Origin of the sequence: Pseudomonas sp. LS.1a (assembly GCF_022533585.1) — a bacterium.
Classification (GTDB): Bacteria; Pseudomonadota; Gammaproteobacteria; order Pseudomonadales; family Pseudomonadaceae; genus Aquipseudomonas.
In genome coordinates, this window is sequence record NZ_CP092827.1 from 610,150 (window position 1) to 631,258 (window position 21,109).

General features: G+C 65.6%; 13 protein-coding genes. 8 read left to right on the forward strand and 5 right to left on the reverse strand.

Annotation, left to right across the window (positions count from 1 at the left end; all coding sequences use genetic code 11):
* Window positions 1-162 precede the first annotated feature (162 nt).
* Entirely contained in the window at window positions 163-2,124 is a 1,962-nt protein-coding gene (locus tag MKK04_RS02765) for a methyl-accepting chemotaxis protein (protein WP_233688293.1), read from the reverse strand.
* Between the two features lie 247 nt (window positions 2,125-2,371).
* Complete coding sequence (locus MKK04_RS02770) at window positions 2,372-3,730, reverse strand: diguanylate cyclase (protein WP_207832819.1); 1,359 nt, start codon at window positions 3,728-3,730, stop codon at window positions 2,372-2,374.
* Between the two features lie 246 nt (window positions 3,731-3,976).
* On the opposite strand from MKK04_RS02770, the gene MKK04_RS02775 reads away from it, so the two are divergent.
* The 5 genes from MKK04_RS02775 to MKK04_RS02795 all read left to right on the forward strand — a co-directional run bounded on the left by MKK04_RS02775 (window position 3,977) and on the right by MKK04_RS02795 (window position 8,926).
* The gene (locus MKK04_RS02775) at window positions 3,977-5,044 is read left to right on the forward strand and encodes a DUF2333 family protein (RefSeq protein WP_207832821.1); all 1,068 of its coding nucleotides are present in this window, start codon (window positions 3,977-3,979) and stop codon (window positions 5,042-5,044) included.
* Between the two features lie 2 nt (window positions 5,045-5,046).
* Window positions 5,047-5,583, forward strand: coding sequence for an NUDIX hydrolase (locus MKK04_RS02780; protein ID WP_207832823.1), 537 nt, complete (start codon window positions 5,047-5,049; stop codon window positions 5,581-5,583).
* A gap of 298 nt (window positions 5,584-5,881) precedes the next feature.
* Window positions 5,882-6,253, forward strand: a complete 372-nt coding sequence (locus tag MKK04_RS02785) for a translation initiation factor Sui1 (protein WP_063911103.1) — start codon at window positions 5,882-5,884, stop codon at window positions 6,251-6,253.
* A 152-nt stretch (window positions 6,254-6,405) separates the two neighbouring features.
* On the forward strand, window positions 6,406-8,319 hold the full coding sequence (gene speA / locus MKK04_RS02790) for an arginine decarboxylase (protein WP_207832825.1): 1,914 nt from the start codon (window positions 6,406-6,408) through the stop codon (window positions 8,317-8,319).
* A gap of 151 nt (window positions 8,320-8,470) precedes the next feature.
* Window positions 8,471-8,926, forward strand: coding sequence for an REP-associated tyrosine transposase (locus tag MKK04_RS02795; RefSeq protein WP_063911105.1), 456 nt, complete (start codon window positions 8,471-8,473; stop codon window positions 8,924-8,926).
* Between the two features lie 121 nt (window positions 8,927-9,047).
* Here the strand turns inward: MKK04_RS02795 and MKK04_RS02800 are convergent, their stop codons facing one another.
* Entirely contained in the window at window positions 9,048-10,385 is a 1,338-nt protein-coding gene (locus MKK04_RS02800) for an MATE family efflux transporter (RefSeq protein ID WP_241106208.1), read from the reverse strand.
* A gap of 250 nt (window positions 10,386-10,635) precedes the next feature.
* Between MKK04_RS02800 and MKK04_RS02805 the strand changes: the two genes are divergently transcribed.
* Window positions 10,636-15,537 (forward strand): alpha-2-macroglobulin family protein, encoded by a 4,902-nt coding sequence (locus MKK04_RS02805; RefSeq protein ID WP_207832830.1) that lies wholly within the window; start codon window positions 10,636-10,638, stop codon window positions 15,535-15,537.
* 161 nt (window positions 15,538-15,698) lie between these two features.
* Here MKK04_RS02805 and MKK04_RS02810 read toward each other — a convergent pair whose 3' ends face one another.
* The gene (locus MKK04_RS02810) at window positions 15,699-15,992 is read right to left on the reverse strand and encodes a hypothetical protein (protein ID WP_025337571.1); all 294 of its coding nucleotides are present in this window, start codon (window positions 15,990-15,992) and stop codon (window positions 15,699-15,701) included.
* A 77-nt stretch (window positions 15,993-16,069) separates the two neighbouring features.
* On the opposite strand from MKK04_RS02810, the gene pbpC reads away from it, so the two are divergent.
* Entirely contained in the window at window positions 16,070-18,424 is a 2,355-nt protein-coding gene (pbpC, locus tag MKK04_RS02815; RefSeq protein WP_241106209.1) for a peptidoglycan glycosyltransferase PbpC, read from the forward strand.
* Window positions 18,425-18,516: 92 nt separating this feature from the next.
* Window positions 18,517-20,181 (forward strand): ShlB/FhaC/HecB family hemolysin secretion/activation protein, encoded by a 1,665-nt coding sequence (locus MKK04_RS02820; RefSeq protein WP_233694892.1) that lies wholly within the window; start codon window positions 18,517-18,519, stop codon window positions 20,179-20,181.
* Between the two features lie 118 nt (window positions 20,182-20,299).
* On the opposite strand, the gene MKK04_RS02825 is transcribed toward MKK04_RS02820, so the two are convergent.
* On the reverse strand, window positions 20,300-21,076 hold the full coding sequence (locus MKK04_RS02825; protein WP_233694893.1) for a response regulator transcription factor: 777 nt from the start codon (window positions 21,074-21,076) through the stop codon (window positions 20,300-20,302).
* Between the last annotated feature and the right edge of the window lie 33 nt (window positions 21,077-21,109).

The following is a 21,109-nucleotide window of genomic DNA, read 5'->3' on the forward strand; positions in this document are numbered from 1 at the left end:
TGGTGCAGGTTGGGGCCATGCTGGCGGAAGGGGCGACACATGGCCGCTGGCTCATGTGCTGCCTGTGCCGGCCTCTTCGCGGGTAAACCCGCTCCCACCTCGAGCGCATAGGCTATCCCTGTGGGAGCGGGTTTACCCGCGAAGAGGCCAGTACAGGCCAACCTAGACTCTGAAGGCCCGCACCGCCCGGTTCAGTTCGCCCCCCAAACTCAGCAACTGCTCGCCTTGCTCACGCCCCTCGCCAATGCGCTGCAGGTTGTCCTCACCCAACTCATGTATCCGCTCGCTGTGGTCGCGAATCTCGCTCACGGCACCGCTCTGCTGCGCCGTGACATCGGCAATCCGCACCGCAGTGTCCGAAATGGTGCGAATGGCACAGACAATCTCGTCCAGCGCCCCATCCGCCGCCTGGGCCTGGTTGGCCGTGGCCTCGGCATGTTCGAGCTGCGCGCGCATCCCGGCCACCGAACTTCTGGCTGCCTGCTGCAAGCGGTCGATCAAGGCCTGAATCTCGCCGGTAGCCCCGGTGGTGCGCTGCGCCAGCGAACGCACCTCATCGGCCACCACGGCAAATCCACGGCCCATCTCACCGGCCCGGGCCGCTTCGATCGCGGCATTCAGCGCCAGCAGGTTGGTCTGCTCGGCAATCGAGCGGATCACTGTCAGCACGCCGCCGATGGTGGCCGACTCTTCCGCCAGTTGTTCGATCATGCGGGCGTTGCCCTGCACTTCATCGACCAGCTCACGCAAGCCCGACAGGCTCTGGCCAATCACCGCCTGGCCTTGCTCCACTGCACGCCCGGCATCGCGGCTGGCGTCGGCGGCGGCGCTGGCGTCGCCGGCCACTTGCTGGATGGTCGCTTCCAGTTCGCCCAGGGCATCGCGGATCTGCCCGGTGTCGCCGGCCTGGCGCTCGGCGCCGTCATGCAGGGCGGCGCTCATGCCGGCCAGGGCGTGGCTGCTGCCAGCCACCTGCTCGGCGTTGTGGCGGATGGTGCCGACCAGCTCCACCAGGTACTGGCGCAGGCGGTTGAGCGATTCCTGGATGTCGCGCAATTCGCGGTTGGTCTTGCCCAGGGCGATGGCCTCGGCGAAGTCGCCCTCGGCCCAGCGTGACAGGGCCGGGGCCAGGCCGGTCAGGGTGCGCGCCAGGCGCCGTTGCAAGGTGTCGATCAGCAGGGCGATAAGCAGGATCAGGCCGATCATCAGGCCCTGGATGATGCGCACTTCGGCGGCAATTTTCGCGTGCTGGCCGCGTACCTCGGGCTCCAGCGCCGCGATGGCCTGCTGTACGGCCTCCAGGCGCTGGCTGGTGCTGGCGGCCAGGGCGACGCGGCGCTCGATCTGTTCGCGGGTGCGCTGCAGTTCGGCCGGGTAGCGGCTGAGCAGGCTCTGCAGTTCGCGTTTGAGGCCAACGGCAATGTCTTCCTGCTGGGCGCTGGCCTGGGTTTCCAGGCCCATCATCGCGGCGAAGTCGTCGGCACCGGATTCGGCGGTACGGGTTACGCCCAGCAAGGGCAAGGCGTCGATCGCCTGGGCCTGGGCGCGGATCAGTTGCAGCTCGCGCTCCACTTCGTCGGCCAGTTCCGGGCGGCCGCTGCTGACCAGCTTGTCCCGGGCCAGCGACAGGCGGCCGAGGTGCACGGTGGCGTCGAGCAATGGCACCAGGTAGCGGTTGGCGTCGGCGCTGCCGCTGTCACGGGCGTAGCCGGCCAGTTGTTCGAAGTTGGCTCCCAGTTCCCGCTCGGCCTGCAGCAGCAGGGCTTGCGGGTCGCCAGCCAGCTTGCCGGCGGCCAGCAGCTCCTCGGCGGTAAAGGCCTGCAGGCTGTCCAGGCTGGGGCGCAGTTTGTCGGCCAGTGCGCCAGGCCACTCGGCCAGCGCGGCCTGCAGTTTCTGGTTGGCCTCCATGGCTGCGGCATGGCGCAGGGCATCGCCGCTGCCCAGGTAGGCCTGGATGTTGCGGGCCGCCTGGTTCTGGAACTGCTGGGACAGGCCCAGGTAGCGCTCCATCAACTGGTAGGGGCGCTCCAGGGCACGCTGCGACCACCACAAGGTGGCGCCCAGGGCAATACACACGGTTACCAGCAACAGGGTGTTGAAATTGGTCAGCCACTTCAGGCGCATAGCCGCGAGCTTCCTGCGGGGAGGGGGAGAGGTCGGTGGCTGAAGTTATTGCGATTTTGTGACGGGGTGATGACGACAGGCGGTTGGCGTCATAAAAAAGTGGCACAGTGCCTGTATTTGCATTGCCTGTACTGGCCTCTTCGCGGGCTTGCCCGCTCCCACAGGATATCTACCAGACCTGAATGCAGGCGCAATCCCTGTGGGAGCGGGCAAGCCCGCGAAGAGGCCGGTACAGGCGATGAAGAACTCAGGGCTCTACACGCACCACGCAATTACGCCCCGCATGCTTGGCCCGGTACAGCGCCTCGTCCGCCGCACTGGCCATGGTCAGCGCATCCAGCCCCTCATCCAGCTGCACCACGCCTGCACTGAAGGTGCACTGCAAGTCCCGAGGCTGCGCCGGGTAGAGAATCTCGGCAAAGCGCCGGCGGATCTCGTCCAGCACCTTGTGCGCCGCGTCCAGCGCGGTATTGGGCATGACAACGGCGAACTCTTCGCCACCATAACGGCCAATGAAATCGGTCTTGCGCAAGCGCTGCTTGAGAAACAGCGCCAGGCTCTTGATCACCCGGTCGCCCATGGGGTGGCCGTGGCGGTCGTTGATCTTCTTGAAGTGGTCGATGTCGAGCATGGCAAAGCTCAACGGCTGCTGCTCACGACGGGCGCGGAAGCTGCAGTCTTCCAGCAGTTGCAGGATGTGGGTGTGGTTGTACAACCCGGTCAGGCTGTCGCGCACCATGCGCGCCTTCAGGTGCCGGGCACGGGCGGCGCGGTTGCGCACGGTGGTGATCAGGTGGCGTGAGCGAAACGGTTTGGTCAGGAAGTCATCACCGCCTTCGCTCATGGCATCCAGCTGCTTGTCCAGGTCGTCCTCGGCAGACAGGTAGATGATCGGCACACTCACATAACGGTCGCTGTGGCGGATCACCTTGGCCAGCTCAGGGCCGGTGCAGGCCGGCATGTACAGGTCGAGGATGATCAGGTCGGGCTGGAACTCGGCCAGCTCGGCCATGGTGCGGATCGGGTCGGTCAGGCTGCGGGTGATCATGCCGGCGCTGGCCAGCACACGTTCGGTGTACAGGGCCTGGGTGCGCGAGTCGTCGATGATCAGCACGCGCAACGGGTCGTGCTGGGCGGCATTGGTCAGCAGTTCGACCTTTTCCAGCAGGCTGGAGGCTTCCAGGGTGCCGGTGAGGAAGTCCTGGCCACCGGCGCGCACGGCGGCCAGGCGGGTCGGGGTGTCGGTTTCGTGGTGGCTGAAGAACAGCAGCGGGATGTGTCGGGCCAGCCCCTGCTGCACCTGGGCAGCCAGCAGCAGGCCTTGGCCGGTGCCGCTGAAGTCGACATCCATGATGATGGCCGAAGGCGGGTATTCGTCGATCGAGGCGTGAAACGCCGCAGGGCTGGCCAGCGCCTGCACCACCAGGCCAAAGAACTCCAGTTGCTGGGCCAGGCGCTGGGCACGTTCGTGGTCCTGCAGCAGGATGTACACCGGCTTGCGCAGGGGCGGCAGCAGCACCTGATCGAGCGGGTCGTCCTTGCGCAGGCCGCTACGCGTCTGCTGTTGGGCGGGGCACTGCGGGCTCGGCTCGACTGCTTGGCTCATGTCCTGGCTACTTTAGGTTGGGATGTGCAGGGGCAATGATGGCTCTATGCTAGCAGCTCTTGCCGGATGCGTGAGTGCCCTGCATCAACAAAGCGGGTAGAACGAATATTCAGTTGCTGACTGATTGGTCGCTTATGCGTAAGGCGGTGTCTGCTTTATAGTGCTGCCATGCGGGCTTGCCGTGGCACCCTGGCGCAGGCCTGTGGTCCAAGCCCCTGAACCGTCGTGACTGATAAGGACAAAGCCATGCTGGACTGGAAAAACCGCGAGGCCAAAGCCGAGCCCCGCGAGCGTGTCGACGGCCGTGGCGCCGCCGCCCGTAGCTACCTTGGCGGCCTCTGGAGCCGTGCCCTGGGGACCCTGATCGGGTTGTACCTGCTGGTGTGTATCGGCCTGGGCTGGTACTGGAGCCAGGAGCCGGACCTGTTCCCGGTGCAGCAGAACGCCCAGGCCGCCGCCGAGCGCACTGGCCAGCAGATGGTGGTGGGTTACACCACTATCGAAACCCTCAAGACCGTGGCCGGCACCTTGCTGAACAAGCCGGGTGGCTACATTTCCAACGACCGCTTCCCGCCGGGGCTGTGGATGGACAACATGCCGAGTTGGGAATATGGCGTGCTGGTCCAGGTGCGCGACCTGTCCCGTGCCCTGCGCAAGGACTTCGCCCGTTCGCAGTCGCAGTCCACCGAAGACGCCGACCTGGCCAAGGCCGAGCCGCGTTTCAACTTCGACAACAAGAGCTGGATCTTGCCGTCGAGCGAGTCGGAGTTCGAAGAGGGCATCAAGTCGCTGACCCGCTACCAGACCCGTCTGGCTGCCGGCGACAAGGGCGCGATCTTCTACACCCGTGCCGACAACCTGAACAACTGGCTGGGTGACGTGGCCACCCGCCTGGGCTCGCTGTCGCAGCGGCTGTCGGCCAGCGTTGGCCGGGTCAAGCTCAACACCACGCTGAAGACCGAGTCGGTGGTCGCCGGCCAGGCGCCGCAGGTGGACGAGGAGTTGGTGGAAACCCCGTGGCTGCAGATCGACAACGTGTTCTACGAAGCCCGTGGCCAGGCCTGGGCACTGTCGCATCTGCTGCGCGCCATCGAGGTGGACTTTGCCGACGTGCTGGCGAAGAAGAACGCCACGGTCAGCGTGCGCCAGATCATCCGTGAGCTGGAAGCCTCGCAAGAAGCGCTGTGGAGCCCGATGGTGCTCAACGGCAGCGGCTTCGGCATGTGGGCCAACCACTCGCTGGTCATGGCCAACTACATTTCCCGGGCCAACGCCGCGGTCATCGACCTGCGTCAGCTGCTGTCGCAGGGTTGATGATGGCTATCAGCCCAAACGAGGCCGCCCACCGGGCGGCTTCCGACCGTGAGCTGGTCACCTGGGTGGACGAAGCCGACCAGGTGCTGGGGGCCTTGCCTCGCGCCGAACTGCGCGAGCGCGGCCTGATCGGGCGTTGCACGTTCATTTTGCTGTTCAACAGCGCCGGTGAGCTGTGCGTGCACCGGCGCACCCTGAGCAAGGCGCTGTACCCGGGGTACTGGGATGTGGCGGCAGGCGGCATGGTGACGGCCGGGGAGGCGTATGCCGATTCGGCGGCGCGGGAGCTGGCCGAGGAGCTGGGGATCGACGGTGTGGAGCTGCGCTTTCATGAGCGGTTCTACTTCGACCAGCCGGATAACCGCTTGTGGTGTGCGGTGTATTCGGCGGTTTCGGATGCGCCGTTGCGGCTGCAGCCGGAAGAGGTGATCGAGGCGCGCTTCATTGGCCTGGAACAGGCTGAAGAGGAGAGCCTGACGAAGCCGTATTGCCCGGACTCGTTGGCGGCGTTGCAGCGCTATAAAGCAAGCCTCAAATAGATGCGTGGGCCATGCCGGCCCCTTCGCGGGTAAACCCGCTCCCACAGGGATTTCACAGGCCGTGAAACCTGCGCAGTACCTGTGGGAGCGGGTTTACCCGCGAAGGGGTCGCAAAACATTCGCAAAATGCCGCAATCCAGTACTTAGCAACGGCCGGATTTATCGTTAAACTGCGCGCCCTTTTCGGGCTGCCGCAGGTCTTGCGGTGGTAGCGCCGCCCCTGCCAGAGTGGGGCTTCGCGGTCGGGCTCAACCCCCTGGGGCCGACCAGTTTTTGTCCTCAGCACAGAGGAACAAAAGTGGCCAAGAAAGCTTCTTCCTTCGCCGCCCTTGGCGGTCTCGTTTACTCCACCGACGCTGGTCGGCACTGCCCCGACTGTGGCCAGCCGGTGGATGCCTGTACCTGCAAGCAGCAAATCATCCCCGAAGGCGATGGCATTGCCCGTGTGCGCCGCGAAAGCAAAGGGCGCGGCGGCAAGACCGTGACCACCGTCACCGGCGTGCCGCTGCCGCTCGACCAGCTCAAGGAGCTGGCCTCTACCCTCAAGCGCCGCTGCGGTACCGGTGGCGCCCTGAAGGATGGGGTCATCGAAATCCAGGGCGACCATGTCGAGCTGCTGATCGGTGAGCTGACCAAGCAGGGTTTCAAGGCGAAAAAGTCCGGCGGCTGATGCGGCCACGCGATTTTTTGCCCAGTGCTTTCTAAACTCGTTGCCGTGACCAGGGTCTATCCCAGGGCACGGACGAATCGTCATTTTTGGCTTTTACACTGCGCCCGCCTCCTTGCGGGGCAGTGTCTTCGACTTATCTATAGGGGACTTGAATGTCCGTACGACGCACACGCAAAGACGATGGTAGCCAATGGACCGTGGCCGACAGCCGCAGTGTTTATGGCATCCGCCATTGGGGCGCTGGTTATTTCGCCATCAATGAAGCCGGGCGCGTCGAAGTACGCCCCAACGGCCCGAAAAGCGCACCGATCGACCTGTTCGAACAGGTCGACGAACTGCGCCAGAGCGGCCTGTCGCTGCCATTGCTGGTGCGCTTCCCCGACATTCTGCAGGACCGCGTGCGCCAACTGACCGGCGCCTTCGACGCCAACATCGCGCGCCTGGAATACCAGAGCAAGTACACCGCGCTGTACCCGATCAAGGTCAACCAGCAGGAAGCGGTGGTGGAGAACATCATCGCCACGCAGAACGTCTCCATTGGCCTGGAAGCCGGCTCCAAGCCTGAGCTGCTGGCAGTGCTGGCGCTGGCGCCGAAAGGCGGCACCATCGTCTGCAACGGCTACAAGGACCGCGAGTTCATCCGCCTGGCGCTGATGGGCCAGAAGCTCGGCCACAATGTGTTCATCGTCATCGAGAAAGAGTCGGAAGTGGCCCTGGTGATCGACGAGGCTGCCGAGCTCAAGGTCAAGCCGCAGGTCGGCCTGCGCGTGCGCCTGTCGTCGCTGGCCTCGAGCAAGTGGGCCGACACCGGTGGCGAAAAGTCCAAGTTCGGCTTGTCCGCCGCCCAGCTGATCTCGGTGGTGCAGCGCTTCCGCGATGCCGGCCTGGACCAGGGTATCCGCCTGCTGCACTTCCACATGGGCTCGCAGATCGCCAACCTGGCCGACTACCAGCACGGCTTCAAGGAAGCCATCCGTTACTACGGTGAGCTGCGTGCGCTGGGCCTGCCGGTCGACCACATCGACGTTGGCGGTGGCCTGGGTGTGGACTACGACGGTACCCACTCGCGCAATGCCAGCTCGATCAACTACGACATGGACGACTACGCCGGCGTGGTGGTGGGCATGCTCAAGGAGTTCTGCGACGCGCAGGGCCTGCCGCACCCGCACATTTTCTCCGAGAGTGGCCGTTCGCTGACCGCGCACCACGCCATGCTGGTGATCCAGGTGACCGACGTCGAGAAGCACAACGACGACGTGCCGACCATCGAGAACAAGGAAGCCCTGCCCGAGACCGTGCAGTGGCTGGTCGACCTGCTCGGCCCGACCGACATCGAGATGGTCACCGAGACCTACTGGCGCGCTACCCACTACCTGGGTGACGTGGCTGCGCAGTATGCCGATGGCAAGATCAGCCTGGCCGAGAAGGCCCTGGCCGAACAGTGCTACTTCGCCGTGTGCCGCCGCCTGCACAACTCGCTGAAAGCCCGCCAGCGCTCGCACCGTCAGGTGCTGGACGAGCTGAACGACAAGCTGGCCGACAAGTACATCTGCAACTTCTCGGTGTTCCAGAGCCTGCCGGATACCTGGGCCATCGGCCAGGTACTGCCGATCATTCCGTTGCACCGCCTGGACGAAGAGCCGATGCGTCGTGCCGTGCTGCAGGACCTGACCTGCGACTCCGACGGCAAGATCAACCAGTACGTCGACGAGCAGAGCATCGAGACCAGCATGCCGGTGCATGCGGTGAAGGAGGGCGAGGACTACCTGCTGGGTGTGTTCCTGGTCGGTGCCTACCAGGAAATCCTCGGTGACATGCACAACCTGTTCGGTGACACCGATTCGGTGAACATCTACCAGAACGCCGACGGTAGCGTGTACCACGCCGGTATCGAGACCCACGACACCATCGAAGACATGCTGCGCTACGTGCACCTGTCGCCGGAGGAGTTGATGACCCACTACCGTGACAAGGTGGCCAGCGCCAAGATCACTGCGCGTGAGCGGACCCAGTATCTGGATGCCTTGCGCCTGGGGTTGACCCGGTCTTCGTACCTGTCGTCGTAACCGCCAGGCCGCTCCTGCCTTTTTTGTGGGAGCGGCCTTGCGTCGCGATATGAGGGCGAAGCCCTCACCGCGTCATACCTGGTAATGGTCCAGTCCTCGCCTGTCACATCAGCGCCGCTACCTTTGAATGCAATGTTCAAAGGAGGATGACATGGAAAGTCCCGGCTCCCATCGTTTACGTAGTGGCCGAGTGTCCGAACCAGGGCGTCTCTACCTGCTCACCACAACCACTCGCAACCGAACACCGTTGTTCAAAGACTTTTTGTTCGCCAGAACAGTTATCCAGCAATTACGGCTCAGCGAAGAGTGCAAGGCGTGTCGATCTCTGGCGTGGGTCTTGATGCCGGATCATCTTCACTGGCTTGTTGAGCTTGGGCCGTCGAGCCTGAGTAGGCTGATGTGCGAGTTCAAGTCCAGAAGCAGTTGTGCGCTGTACAAGGTAGGGGCCGACAGGCGGCATATCTGGCAGACCAGCTTTCATGACCGGGCTTTGCGCCGCGAGGAGGATGTGAGGGCCGTCGCCCGCTACATCATTGCAAACCCGATTCGGGCTGGCCTGGTAAAGCGGGCTGGCGAGTATCCACATTGGGATTGTGTGTGGCTGTGAGTCAGCAGGTGAGGGCTTCGCCCTCATTTCGCGACACAAGGCCGCTCCCACAAAGTCCTGCGTCCGCCGATCAATGTGGGAGCGGCCTTGCGTCGCGATGGGCCGCAAAGCGGCCGCGGCATTACTGAATCCACTCACCTTTCTCCTGCAACCGCCACCCCACCCACCCCAACGTCACCGCCCGTAACGCCATGAATCCGAGAAAGGCCAACCACAACCCATGGTTGCCAAATCCGCTCATGACCACCCCAAGGGGCAGCGCAATCAGCACCGACAGCAACATCGCATTGCGCATCTCCCGCGCCCGGGTCGCACCAATGAACAGCCCATCCAGCAAGTAACTCCACACCGCAATCAACGGCAGCAATGCCAGGTACGGCAGGTACGGATAAGCCGCTGCCCGCACACTCTCGATGTCGGTCTGCAAATCGATGAACAGGTGCCCTCCCAGCAGGAACAAGCCGGCAAACCCCAGGCTGGTGATCAGCGACCAGCCACAGGCCACCACCAGCGAGCGGCGCAATGTGTCGCGGTCGCGGGCGCCAATGGCATGGCCGCACAGGGCCTCCACCGCATGTGCCAACCCGTCAAGCGCATAAGCGGTCAGCAGCAGGCCGTTGAGCAGCAGGGCATTGGCCGCCACGGTGGCTTCGCCCAGGCGTGCGCCCTGCACGGTGATCAGCAGGAACACCAGTTGCAGCGCCAGGCTGCGCAGGAAGATGTCGCGGTTCACCGCCAGCAGCGGCCGCCAGGCCTGCCGGCGCTTGAGCGCCGCCCACACGATCTGCCCCGGGTAGGCGCGCAAGGCCGGGCGGGTAAGGGCCAGGCCGAGCAGGGCGGCGCTCCATTCGGCAATCACCGACGCCCGCGCCGAACCCAGCACGCCCCAGTTCAGGCCAAGCACGAACCACAGGTTCAAGGCGATGTTCAGCAGGTTGGTGGTCAGCAGGATGGCCAGTGGCGCCCTGGCGTTCTGCGTGCCGAGGAACCAGCCGACCAGCGCGTAGCTGGCCAGTGCCGCAGGCAGGCCGAGCAGGCGGGTGTGGAAGAAGTCTTCGGTGGCTTGCTGCAGGGCCGTGCTGGGTTGCATCGCGTGCAGCGCCAACTGGCTGAAGGGCAGGGCCAGCAGGCCGATCAGCAGGGCGAAACCGACCGCCAGCAGCAGCCCTTGCACCAGCACCTGGCGCAACGCAGCACCATCGCCACGGCCGGCGGCCTGGGCGGCGAAGCCGGTGGAACCCATGCGCAGGAAACCCATCAGGCCGACCATGAAGGTGAACAGCGTGGCCCCCACGGCCACGGCGCCAAGCTGGTGGGCGTGGGGGAGGTGGCCGATGACGGTGCTGTCGACCAGGGCTACCAGCGGCACGGAGATGTTGGACAGGATCATCGGCGCGGCCAGGGCCCAGACCTTGTGGTGGGTGGGGCGGTGCTGCCAGTCGGTGGTCAGTGAGGTCATCGGGTGTCCTGGGAAATCCTGGGGGCGCTTCGCAGCCCTTTCGCGACGCAAGGCCGCTCCCACAGGGGGGCGCCCAAACCGGAAGCCTGTGCAGTACCTGTGGGAGCGGCCTTGCGTCGCGAAAGGGGTGCGAAGCGCCCCCGCTTTTATAAATTGCCAGCAGTGTACCGGCCATGTAGCCAATTCGCGCGACCATAGTTGCGCTATAGTTGCTGCCCTCAACGTACATGCTGCCAAAGAGTTCTACTCCATGTTCAACAAAGGATTGTTGCTGGCCTGCGCGCTGGCTTTGCTCAGTGCCTGTGACTCTTCGACGCCTGACAAACCGGCGCCAGCCGAAAAGCCGGCGGCCACTGCGCCCGCCGCCACCCCGGCGCCCGAGCGCGAAGACCCGGCCGTACTCGCCAAGCGCTACGAGGGCCGCGAGCTCACCGTGCTGGATGTTTCCGAAGTGCAGCTCGATGGCGCTGCAACGCTGTCGATCAGCTTCTCCGCACCGCTGGATGCCAAGCAGGACTTCGCCAGCAAAGTGCACCTGGTCGACACGGTCAAAGGCAAGCTCGACGGCGCCTGGGAACTCTCCGACAACCAGATGGAGCTGCGCCTGCGCCATCTGGAGCCGCAGCGCAAGCTGGTACTGACCGTCGACAAGGGCCTGCAGGCAGTCAACGGCAAGCAGCTGGACAGCGAGTCGGTCAGCCGCCTGGAAACCCGCGACATGCAGCCGACCATCGGCTTCGCCAGCCGTGGATCGCTGTTGCCCACGCGCCTGGCCGAGGGCCTGCCGGTGATTGCCCTCAACGTCGACAAGGTCGATGTCGAGTTCTTCCGCGTGAAGCCGGACATGCTCTCGACCTTCCTGGTCAACTGGGGGCGCAACAGCAGCCTGTACTACTACCAGTCCAAGGAAACCCTGGAGATGGCCGAGCTGGTCTACAGCGGCCGCTTCGATCTCAACCCCGCACGCAATACCCGCGAAACCGTGCTGCTGCCAATCGCCGGCATCAAGCCGCTGCAGGAGCCAGGCGTGTACCTGGCAGTGATGCGTGCCTCGGGCACCTATGATTACTCGCAGCCAGCGACCCTGTTCACCCTCAGCGACATCGGTGTGTCCGCGCATCGCTACCGCGACCGCCTGGATGTGTTCGCCCAGGCCCTGGAGGGCGGCAAGGCGATGAACGGCGTCAACCTGGAAATCCATGACGACAAGGGCAAGCTGCTGGCCCAGGCCAGCACCGATAGCGATGGCCACGCCCAGCTGCCGATCACGCCCAAGGCCGACACCCTGATCGCCACCCAGGGTGTGCACACCACCTTGCTGCGCCTGAGCAGCGCGGCACTGGACCTGGCCGAGTTCGACATCACCGGCCCGCAGGCCAACCCGCTGCAGTTCTTCATCTTCGGCCCGCGTGACCTGTATCGCCCAGGCGAAACGGTGTTGCTCAACGGCCTGCTGCGCGACCAGGACGGCAAGCCGGTCAAGGCTCAGCCGGTGAGCGTGGAAGTGCGCCGCCCGGATGAGCAGGTCAGCCGCAAGTTCGTCTGGGAAGCCGACAGCAACGGCCTGTACCAGTACCAGCTGCAGCTGGCCAGCGAGGCCCCGACCGGCCGCTGGCAACTGCTGCTCGACCTGGGCGGCGGGCGCAAGCAGGTGTATGAATTCCTCGTCGAAGACTTCCTGCCCGAGCGCCTGGCGCTGGAACTCAAGGGCAGCAGCAAACCGTTGGCTCCGGATCAGGATGCGCGCATCCAGGTCAATGGCCGTTACCTCTACGGCGCCCCGGCTGCCGGCAACCGCCTGAGCGGCCAGGCCTATGTTCGCCCGCTGCGCGAGGCGGTGCCGGCGCTGCCGGGCTATCAGTTCGGCTCGGTCACCGAAACCGAGCTGAACCAGGACCTGGAGCTGGACGAAGTCACCCTGGACCAGGCCGGCAAGGCCGTGGTCGATATCGAAAGCCGCTGGGCCGAAGCCCGCTCGCCGCTGCAACTGACCGTACAGGCCAGCCTGCAGGAGTCCGGTGGCCGGCCGATCACCCGGCGCCTGGAACAACCCATCTGGCCGGCCGAGCGCCTGCCAGGCCTGCGCGGCCTGTTCGACGGTGAGGAAACCGACAGTGACGGGCCGGTGGAGTTCGAGTTCCTGGTGGCCGACCGCGATGGCAACAAGCTGGCGGCCAACGACCTCAAGGTGCGCCTGGTACGCGAACGTCGCGACTACTACTGGAACTACTCGCAGAGCGATGGCTGGAGCTACGCCTACAACGAGAAGTTCCTCACCCAGAGCGAGGAGACTGTCAGCGTCAAGGCCGGCTCCACCGCCAAGCTGAGCTTCCAGGTGGAATGGGGCCCGTACCGTGTCGAGGTGGAAGACCCACAGACTGGCCTGGTGTCCAGCGCGCGCTTCTGGGCCGGCTACCGCGCCCAGGACAACGCCGAAGGCGGTGCGGTGCGGCCGGACCAGGTCAAGCTGGCGCTGGACAAACCGGCCTACGCCGACGGCGCTACCGCCAAGGTCACCGTCACCCCGCCCGCAGCCGGCAGTGGCTACCTGATGATCGAGTCCAGCGATGGCCCGCTGTGGTGGCAGGAGATCGACGTGCCCGCCGAGGGCAAGACGTTCGACGTGCAGCTGGACAAGCAGTGGGCGCGCCACGACCTGTACATCAGCGCGCTGGTGATCCGCCCCGGCGAGCGCAAGGCCAACGCCACGCCGAAACGTGCGGTGGGCGTGCTGCACCTGCCGCTGGACCGCGCCGAGCGCAAGCTGGCGGTGAGCCTGCAGGCGCCGGAGAAAATGCGCCCGAAACAGCCGCTGACGGTGAAGGTCAAGGCTGCAAATGCCGATGGCAGCGTGCCCAAGCAGGTGCATGTGTTGTTGTCGGCGGTGGACGTGGGCATCCTCAACATTACCGACTTCAAGACCCCCGATCCGTTCGCCAGCCTGTTCGGGCGCAAGGCCTACGGTGCTGACCAGCTGGATATCTACGGCCAGTTGATCGAAGCCGGCCAGGGCCGCCTGGCCAGCCTGGCGTTCGGCGGTGACGCGGCGATGGCCAAGGGTGGCAAGCGCCCCAATACCACGGTGACCATCGTCGCCCAGCAAAGCCTGCCGGTGACCCTGGACGACAAGGGCGAGGGCCAGGCCACGGTCGATATCCCCGACTTCAATGGCGAACTGCGGCTGATGGCCCAGGCCTGGACCGAGGAACACTTCGGCATGGCCGAAGGCAAGACCGTGGTCGCTGCGCCGTTGATTGCCGAGCTCTCGGCGCCGCGCTTCCTGGCCGGTGGCGACCGCACCAGCCTGGCGCTGGACCTGGCCAACCTGTCGGGCCGTGCCCAGCAGCTGAACGTTGAAATCAGCACCGAAGGGCAGCTGAGCCTGGCGGCCAACGCCGTGCAGAACGTTGCCCTGGCTGAAGGTCAGCGCTCGACGCTGATGATCCCGGTACAGGCCCAGGGTGGCCTGGGGCAGGGCAAGGTGCATGTGCGGGTCACTGGTCTGCAGCTGCCGAACGAGCCGACCGGCGCGTTCGAGCGTGAGTGGACGCTGGGCGTGCGCCCGGCCTACCCGGCGATGCTCAAGCATTACCGCGTGGCCTTGAAGGACCAGCCTTGGACCCTGCCTGAAGCAGACCTGGCCGCCTTTGAACCCGCTGGCCTGGAAGCCAGCCTGGCCTTGTCGAGCCGGCCACCGCTGAACCTGGCCGAGCAGATCCGTGCCCTCGAAGCCTACCCCTACGGTTGCCTGGAACAGACCACCAGCGGCCTCTACCCGTCGCTGTACGCCGATGCCGACAGCCTCAAGCGCCTGGGCATCAAGGGCGAGCCGGCCGATGTACGCAAGCGCAAGATCGAGATGGGCATCGAGCACCTGCTGGGCATGCAGCGCTACAACGGCAGCTTCGGCCTGTGGAGCTCGGACAGCGAAGAAGAGTACTGGCTGACCGCTTATGTTACCGACTTCCTGCTGCGTGCTCGTGACCAAGGCTATGGTGTGCCGGCCGAAGCGCTGAAGAAGGCCAGCGAACGCCTGCTGCGCTACCTGCAGGAGCGCAACCTGATCGAGGTCGACTACAGCGAGAACGCCGAACACACCCGCTTCGCCGTGCAGGCCTACGCGGCGTTGGTACTGTCGCGCAGCCAGCAGGCGCCGCTGGGTGCCCTGCGTGGCCTGTTCGAACGCCGCGCCGACGCCCGCTCTGGCCTGCCGCTGGTACAACTGGCGGTGGCGCTGGACAAGATGGGCGACAAGCCGCGTGCCGAGCAGGCCCTGCAGGCGGGCCTGGGCATCAGCCGCGGTAAAGGCTGGATGGCCGACTATGGCAGCGCCCTGCGCGACCAGGCACTGATCCTGGCGCTGCTGCAGGAAAGCAACCTGGCCAGCCGCCAGGTCGACCAGCGTCTGTTCGCCCTGGCGGATGAGCTGGCGGCCAATCGCTGGCTGTCGACCCAGGAGCGCAATGCGCTGTTCCTGGCCGGCCGTGGCCTGTTGGGCAAGCCGGAAGGCCAGTGGCAGGCGCGCCTGGACAGCGCGGGCGAAGTGCGCGAGTTCAACAATGCCGAGTCCGGCATGAAGCTCGAAGGCCCGTTGCTGGCCTCGCCGCTGAGTGTGCAGAACCAGGGCAGCGAGACGCTGTACCAGCAACTGACCCTGTCGGGTTACCCTCGCCAGGCGCCTGCGGCCGGTGGCAACGGCATGCAGATCCGCCGTGAGTACCTGGGCATGAATGGCCAGCCGCTGGACCTGCACAACCTGCGCAGTGGCGACCTGGTGCTGGTGCACCTGGCGCTCAAGGCTGAAGACCGGGTGCCGGATGCGCTGGTGGTGGATTTGCTACCGGCAGGTCTGGAGCTGGAAAACCAGAACCTGGCGCAGAGTGCCGCCAGCCTGGACAACGCCAGCAGTGCGGTGAAGGAATGGCGCGAGTCGATGCAGAACGCCAGTGTGGTGCACCAGGAGTACCGCGATGACCGTTACGTCGCCGCGCTCAAGCTGGACAGCTACGGCACCACCCACCTGCTGTACCTGGCGCGGGCGGTGACCCCGGGCACCTACCGCGTGCCGCCGCCGCAAGTCGAATCGATGTACCGGCCGAACCTGCAGGCCGTGGGGGATGGGCAAGGGGAGATGACCGTAAGAGCCCGCTAAGCGCCTGTCAGGCGCGGGCTATGTGGGAGCGGCCTTGTGTCGCGAAAGGGCCGCGCAGCGGCCCCGGCAATTCAGGCTGCGCAGCTGAAATCCCGGGGCTGCTGCGCAGCCCTTTCGCGACACAAGGCCGCTCCCACAGGTCCGCGCCGGGCAGTTCAATGTCAGTGTATTACCCAGCTCATCACCCACAACCCCAGCAGCAGCCAGATGATCCCGAGGATGATCGAGGCACGCATGAACGCGCGGATTGCCGAGTACAGCAGCACCAGCCCGATGATCAGGGCGAGGATGCTGAGCAGCGAGGTTTCCATGCCCAACGTGCGCGCCAGGCCATCGATGAAATTGCCACCGGCACTGGCCAGCAGGTTGAACAGCCCGCTCAATGCGTCGACGATGAAGCGGATCAACGACCCCAGCGCCTGGCCCAGCCACTCGAAAAAACCTTCTACATGCATAGTTGCTTCCTGATGAACGAATCGGCGAGGTTGCCGTTCCCAAGCCTTTGGCCATCACCTGGCCAGGTCGGTTCCCGATGCCAAGCTTAACGCGGCCGCGTACCCGTGCGGGCAGGCTGTTGCGTGCCACTATGATCGGCATGCTCGTGTTGTTCGGCTTGTTGTGGCTGGCCGACCGCCTCTGGCCGCTGCCCATGCCCGGCGACGACCTGGCCCGGGTGGTGCTGGCCGAGGACGGCACGCCGTTGTGGCGCTTTGCCGATGCCGATGGCGTTTGGCGCTACCCGGTCAGCCCCGACGAGGTTTCGCCGCTGTATCTGCAGGCACTGCTGACCTACGAGGACCGCTGGTTCTACAGCCACCCCGGGGTCAACCCGCTGGCCCTGGCCCGCGCTGCCTGGCTGAACCTGCACGGCGGGCGTGTGGTGTCGGGCGGCAGCACGCTGTCGATGCAGGTCGCGCGCCTGCTCGACCCGCATGAGCGCACCCTGGCCGGCAAACTGCGCCAGCTGTGGCGCACGGCGCAGCTGGAGTGGCATTTTTCCAAGCGCGAAATCCTGCAGATCTACCTGGACCGCGCGCCCTTCGGCGGCACCCTGCAGGGCGTGGCAGCCGCCAGCTGGGCCTACCTGGGCAAGTCGCCCATGCACCTGACCCCGGCCGAAGCGGCGCTGCTGGCCGTACTGCCCCAGGCGCCCAGCCGCCTGCGTCCGGACCGCCACCCCGAACGTGCCCAGCGCGCCCGGGACAAGGTGCTGCAACGCCTGGCCGAATACCAGGTGTGGCCGGCACAGCAAATCCGTGAGGCAGCCGAAGAACCGCTGCTGCTGGCGCCACGTCAGGAACCGGCCCTGGCGCCGCTGCTGGCCCGGCGCCTGAACAGCAGCGACAGCCCGCCGCTGATCCGCACCACGCTCGACGCCGCGCTGCAGCGGCGCCTCGAAGACCTGCTGCTGGGCTGGCGCGCACGGCTGCCGGAGCGCACCTCCGCCGCCATCCTGGTGGTCGAGGCGCAAACCATGGCGGTGCGTGCCTACCTGGGCTCGATCGACCTGGCCGACGAGCGCCGCTTCGGGCATGTCGACATGGTGCGTTCGTTGCGCTCGCCCGGCTCCACGCTCAAGCCGTTCCTCTACGGCATGGCGCTGGATGACGGCCTGATCCATTCCGAGTCGCTGCTGCAGGATGTGCCGCGACGCTATGGCGACTACCGCCCCGGTAACTTCTCCATGGGCTTCAGCGGGCCGGTATCGGCCAGTTCGGCGCTGGCGCTGTCGCTCAACCTGCCGGCGGTGCAGCTGCTGGAGGCCTACGGCCCGAAACGCTTTGCCGCGCAACTGCGCATGGCGGGCATGCCGTTGATACTGCCGCCCCTGGCCGAGCCCAACCTGTCGTTGATCCTGGGGGGCGCGGGCAGTCGCCTGGAGGACCTGGTGGGTGGCTACGCTGCGCTGGCGCGGGGTGGCAACAGTGCGCGAGTGCGCCTGCAACCGCAGGACCCGTTACTGGAACGGCGCCTGCTGTCACCGGGGGCGGCGTGGATCATCCGGCGCATCCTCAGCGGCCAGGCACGTCCCGACCGCGACCCGCATGCCGAACTGGTGCAGCGCCCGCAACTGGCCTGGAAAACCGGCACCAGCTATGGCTTTCGCGATGCCTGGTCGATTGGTGTGGGCCCGCGCTACCTGATCGGCGTATGGATCGGCCGCCCCGACGGCACGCCGGTCCCCGGGCAATTCGGGCTGGCTTCGGCAGCGCCGCTGATGCTGCAGGTGCACGACCTGTTGAGCAACCGTGACAGCCAGCGTGGCATCAGCGTGCCGGTGGAGCGGGTGCCGGCGAATGTCGGCGTGGCCGCAATCTGTTGGCCGCTGGGCCAGCCGATGAACAAGCAGGATCCCAACTGCCGGCGTCAGCGTTTCGCCTGGACTCTGGATGGCACCACGCCGCCAACCCTGCAGGCCGCCGACCAGCCACTCGGCCTGGGCCTGCGCGAAAGCGTGTGGGTCAACGACCAGGGGCTGCGCGTCGATGGCAGTTGCCCGGGCGCCAAGGCCCGCGACATCGCCCTCTGGCCGGCCCCGCTGGAGCCTTGGCTGCCACGCGTCGAGCGGCGTGCGGCGCGCCTGCCGGCCATCGACCCGGCCTGCCCGCCGCAGCTGCCGGCCAGCGCGCCACCGCTGTCGATCGTGGGCGTGCGCGCGGGCGACAACCTGCGCCGCCCGGCCACCAGCAGCGAACCGTTGCAACTGCATGTGTCGGCGCTGGGCGGTGGCGGGCGGCGCTGGTGGTTCCTCAACGGCCAGCCATTGGGCGAAACCCAAGGCCAGGACAGCCTGCTGGTGCGTTTCCAGCAGGTAGGCCAGGCTGAAATCAGCGCGCTGGATGAAAGCGGCGAGACGGCGCGCGTGGCGTTCCAGGTCAGCGAGTAGCCGTTCGACGAGGACCGAGGCAGCACCTACGCTTGCAGGTAACGGGTGTGACCGGCTGGCGCCCCGCAACCCAAGGGAACATGGAGCGCCCTATGCGTCCTCTGGCCGTGCCCCTGTTGTTGCTGCCTTGGGCGCTTGCGGCCCATGCCGAACCTTTGCCGGGTTTTCTCGACAGCCATGAGTACGAACGTCGCCTGCCCGGCGCCAACCTGCCGATAGATGCCTACCGCCCGGTCAGCGCTCACCTGCAGCTGGGCGTGGCGGATGGCGACAGCCCCGCGTGGGCGCCTGCGAATACCCCGTTGGTGCTGCATAAAGTGCGCTTCGAAGGTGGCACGGTGTTCCCCTTGAGCGACCTGCGCGAACACTATCAGCCGCTGATCGGGCGTCAGACCACGTTGGGCGAACTGCAGCAATACACCGCGCGCCTGACCCAGCGCTATCGGCAGGAAGGCTACCTGTTGTCGTACGCCTACCTGCCGCCGCAGGAGGTGGCCGATGGCCGGGTCAATGTGGTGCTGGTCGAAGGCTATATCCGTGATTACCGCGTGGATGGCGATATTGGCCCGGCCAGCACCTATCTGCACCAGTTGCTGGAGCGGCTTGCCGCCGAGCGCCCGCTCACCCGGGAAACGCTGGAGCGCTACCTGGGCCTGGCCGAGCGCCTGCCGGGGGTGACGATAGAGCCGCAGCTGGCCGTGGCGCAAACCGCTGATGGCGCCGCTCGGTTGACCGTGCATGCGCGGCGCAAGCCGTTCAGCGCTGCGGTTACCGTGGTCGATGGCAACCGCGACGACGCGCAGGCGCTGTTGACGGCAACCAGCCACGCCCAGACCCGCTTTGCCGAACAGATCGAGGCCAGCCTGTTGCTGCCACCGGGGGATGACCAGGTGCATTACCAGCGTCTGGCCTACAGCCAGTATCTGGACGCGGGCGGCAGCCAGTTGCTGCTGTCGGCTTCGCGCTACCGCAGCGAACCCGGCACGCGTATTCGTCTGGACGATGGCCGCGACATCACCCGCAAGCGCGACAGCGACCGCTATGCGATCGGCCTGCGCCAGCCGGTGATCGTCAGGCCGGATGAATGGATGGTGGTGCAGGGGCAGGTGTATTCGGTCAGTGAGCACTTCGAAGACCGGGTGGATGGGTTGCCATTGGCCCGGGACTACGACACCTATGTGCGTGCGCTGTCATTCGAGGGCGACTGGCGCAAGGTGGAAGCGGGGCGTTTGCGTATCGCCAGTGTCGGGGTCTATCAGGGGCTGGATTACCTGGGGGCGCGCAGTGACGCCGGCTACGATCTGGATTTTCTGCGGTTGCGGCTTTCAGGGTTGCAGAGTGATGCGTTGCTCGATAGCTGGCAGGGAGTGGTGTCCGGGGCGTTGTACTGGAGTGATGACCGCTTGCCCGACAGCGAGCGTGCGGGGTTTGGCGGGCAGAACTTCGGCCGTGGCTACCCGCGTGACCAGGCGGACGGGGACAAGGGCTGGGGTGTGGCTTACGAGTTGAACTACAGCGTTCGTGATAGCTGGCTGGCGCTGGTGCAGCCCTATGTGGTGTTGGATACGGCGCAGGCCTGGCACAACCGCGGGCCGGTGGAGGACGCCCATCTGGCCTCGGCGGCGCTTGGTGTGCGGTTGGGCGATGGGCGCTTGTTCAATGTGGCGCTGGAGGTGGCCAAGCCTCTGGCGGATGTGGCATTGGATAGCCTGGACCGTAGGCCTCGGCTGACTCTGACTGTTGGCGTTCAGTTGTAAGGGGGCGCTGTGGGCGCGGGCATGCCCGCGAAGAGTCCAACGCGGTGCACGGCACCGGCTGTGCCGGTGTTCGCGGGCGCGCCCGCTCCCACAGGTGTCGTGATTGGCTGCAAGGCACTCAATGGGTGGTAAATCGCTGATGCATCGGCGAAGAGCTGGGCGTCAGCGCCAGTGCCAGCTGGGTGCGGTTGTGCATGTGGGTCAGGCGCAGCACCTGCGACACATACAGTTTCACGGTGTTCTCGGTAATGCCCAGCTCACAGGCGATCTGGTAGTTGGTCTTGCCCTTGCTCACCAGGCGCGCCACTTCCAGCTGGCGTGGCGACAGCTTCTCGAACGCCGCTGGCAGCTCGCTTTCGCTTTCTTCCACATCTGTGGCACGCCGGTGAGTACCTTGGCCCCGGGCTCTTTCCAGATCCTGGTAGAGCTCGTCAATCGACTCGGCCAGTTCCTGCAGGCGCTGATTCAATCCGCCAAGGTCGCGGAAGTTGCGCTGGCGCTCCAGCAACGCCTCTTCCTGCCGACGTACGCCTTCCAGCAGTTCATCGAGGTCCATCGGTTTCTGGTAGTAGTCGGCAAAGCCTTCGCGTAACGCGCGGATCACGTCCTGTTTCTCGGCACGCCCAGTCAACATGATGGCTTCGAACATGCGCTGGCTGCGGTCGACCCCTTTCAAGGCTCGCACCAGTTCGATGCCATCTCGTTCCGGCATATGCAGGTCACAGATGAGCAGGCCGATGGCCGGGTCTGCCGCATAGCGCTCGATGGCTTCGTCAGTTGAATGGGCTGGTACGCAGACATAGCCCTTGGTTTCGAGGAATTCACACAGCTGTTCGACAATGACCGGTTGGTCATCTACCACTAGAATCTTCAATTCACTCACTGGTCTGGTCACGATCCACTCCCTGTTCGTATACGGCCCTGCTCC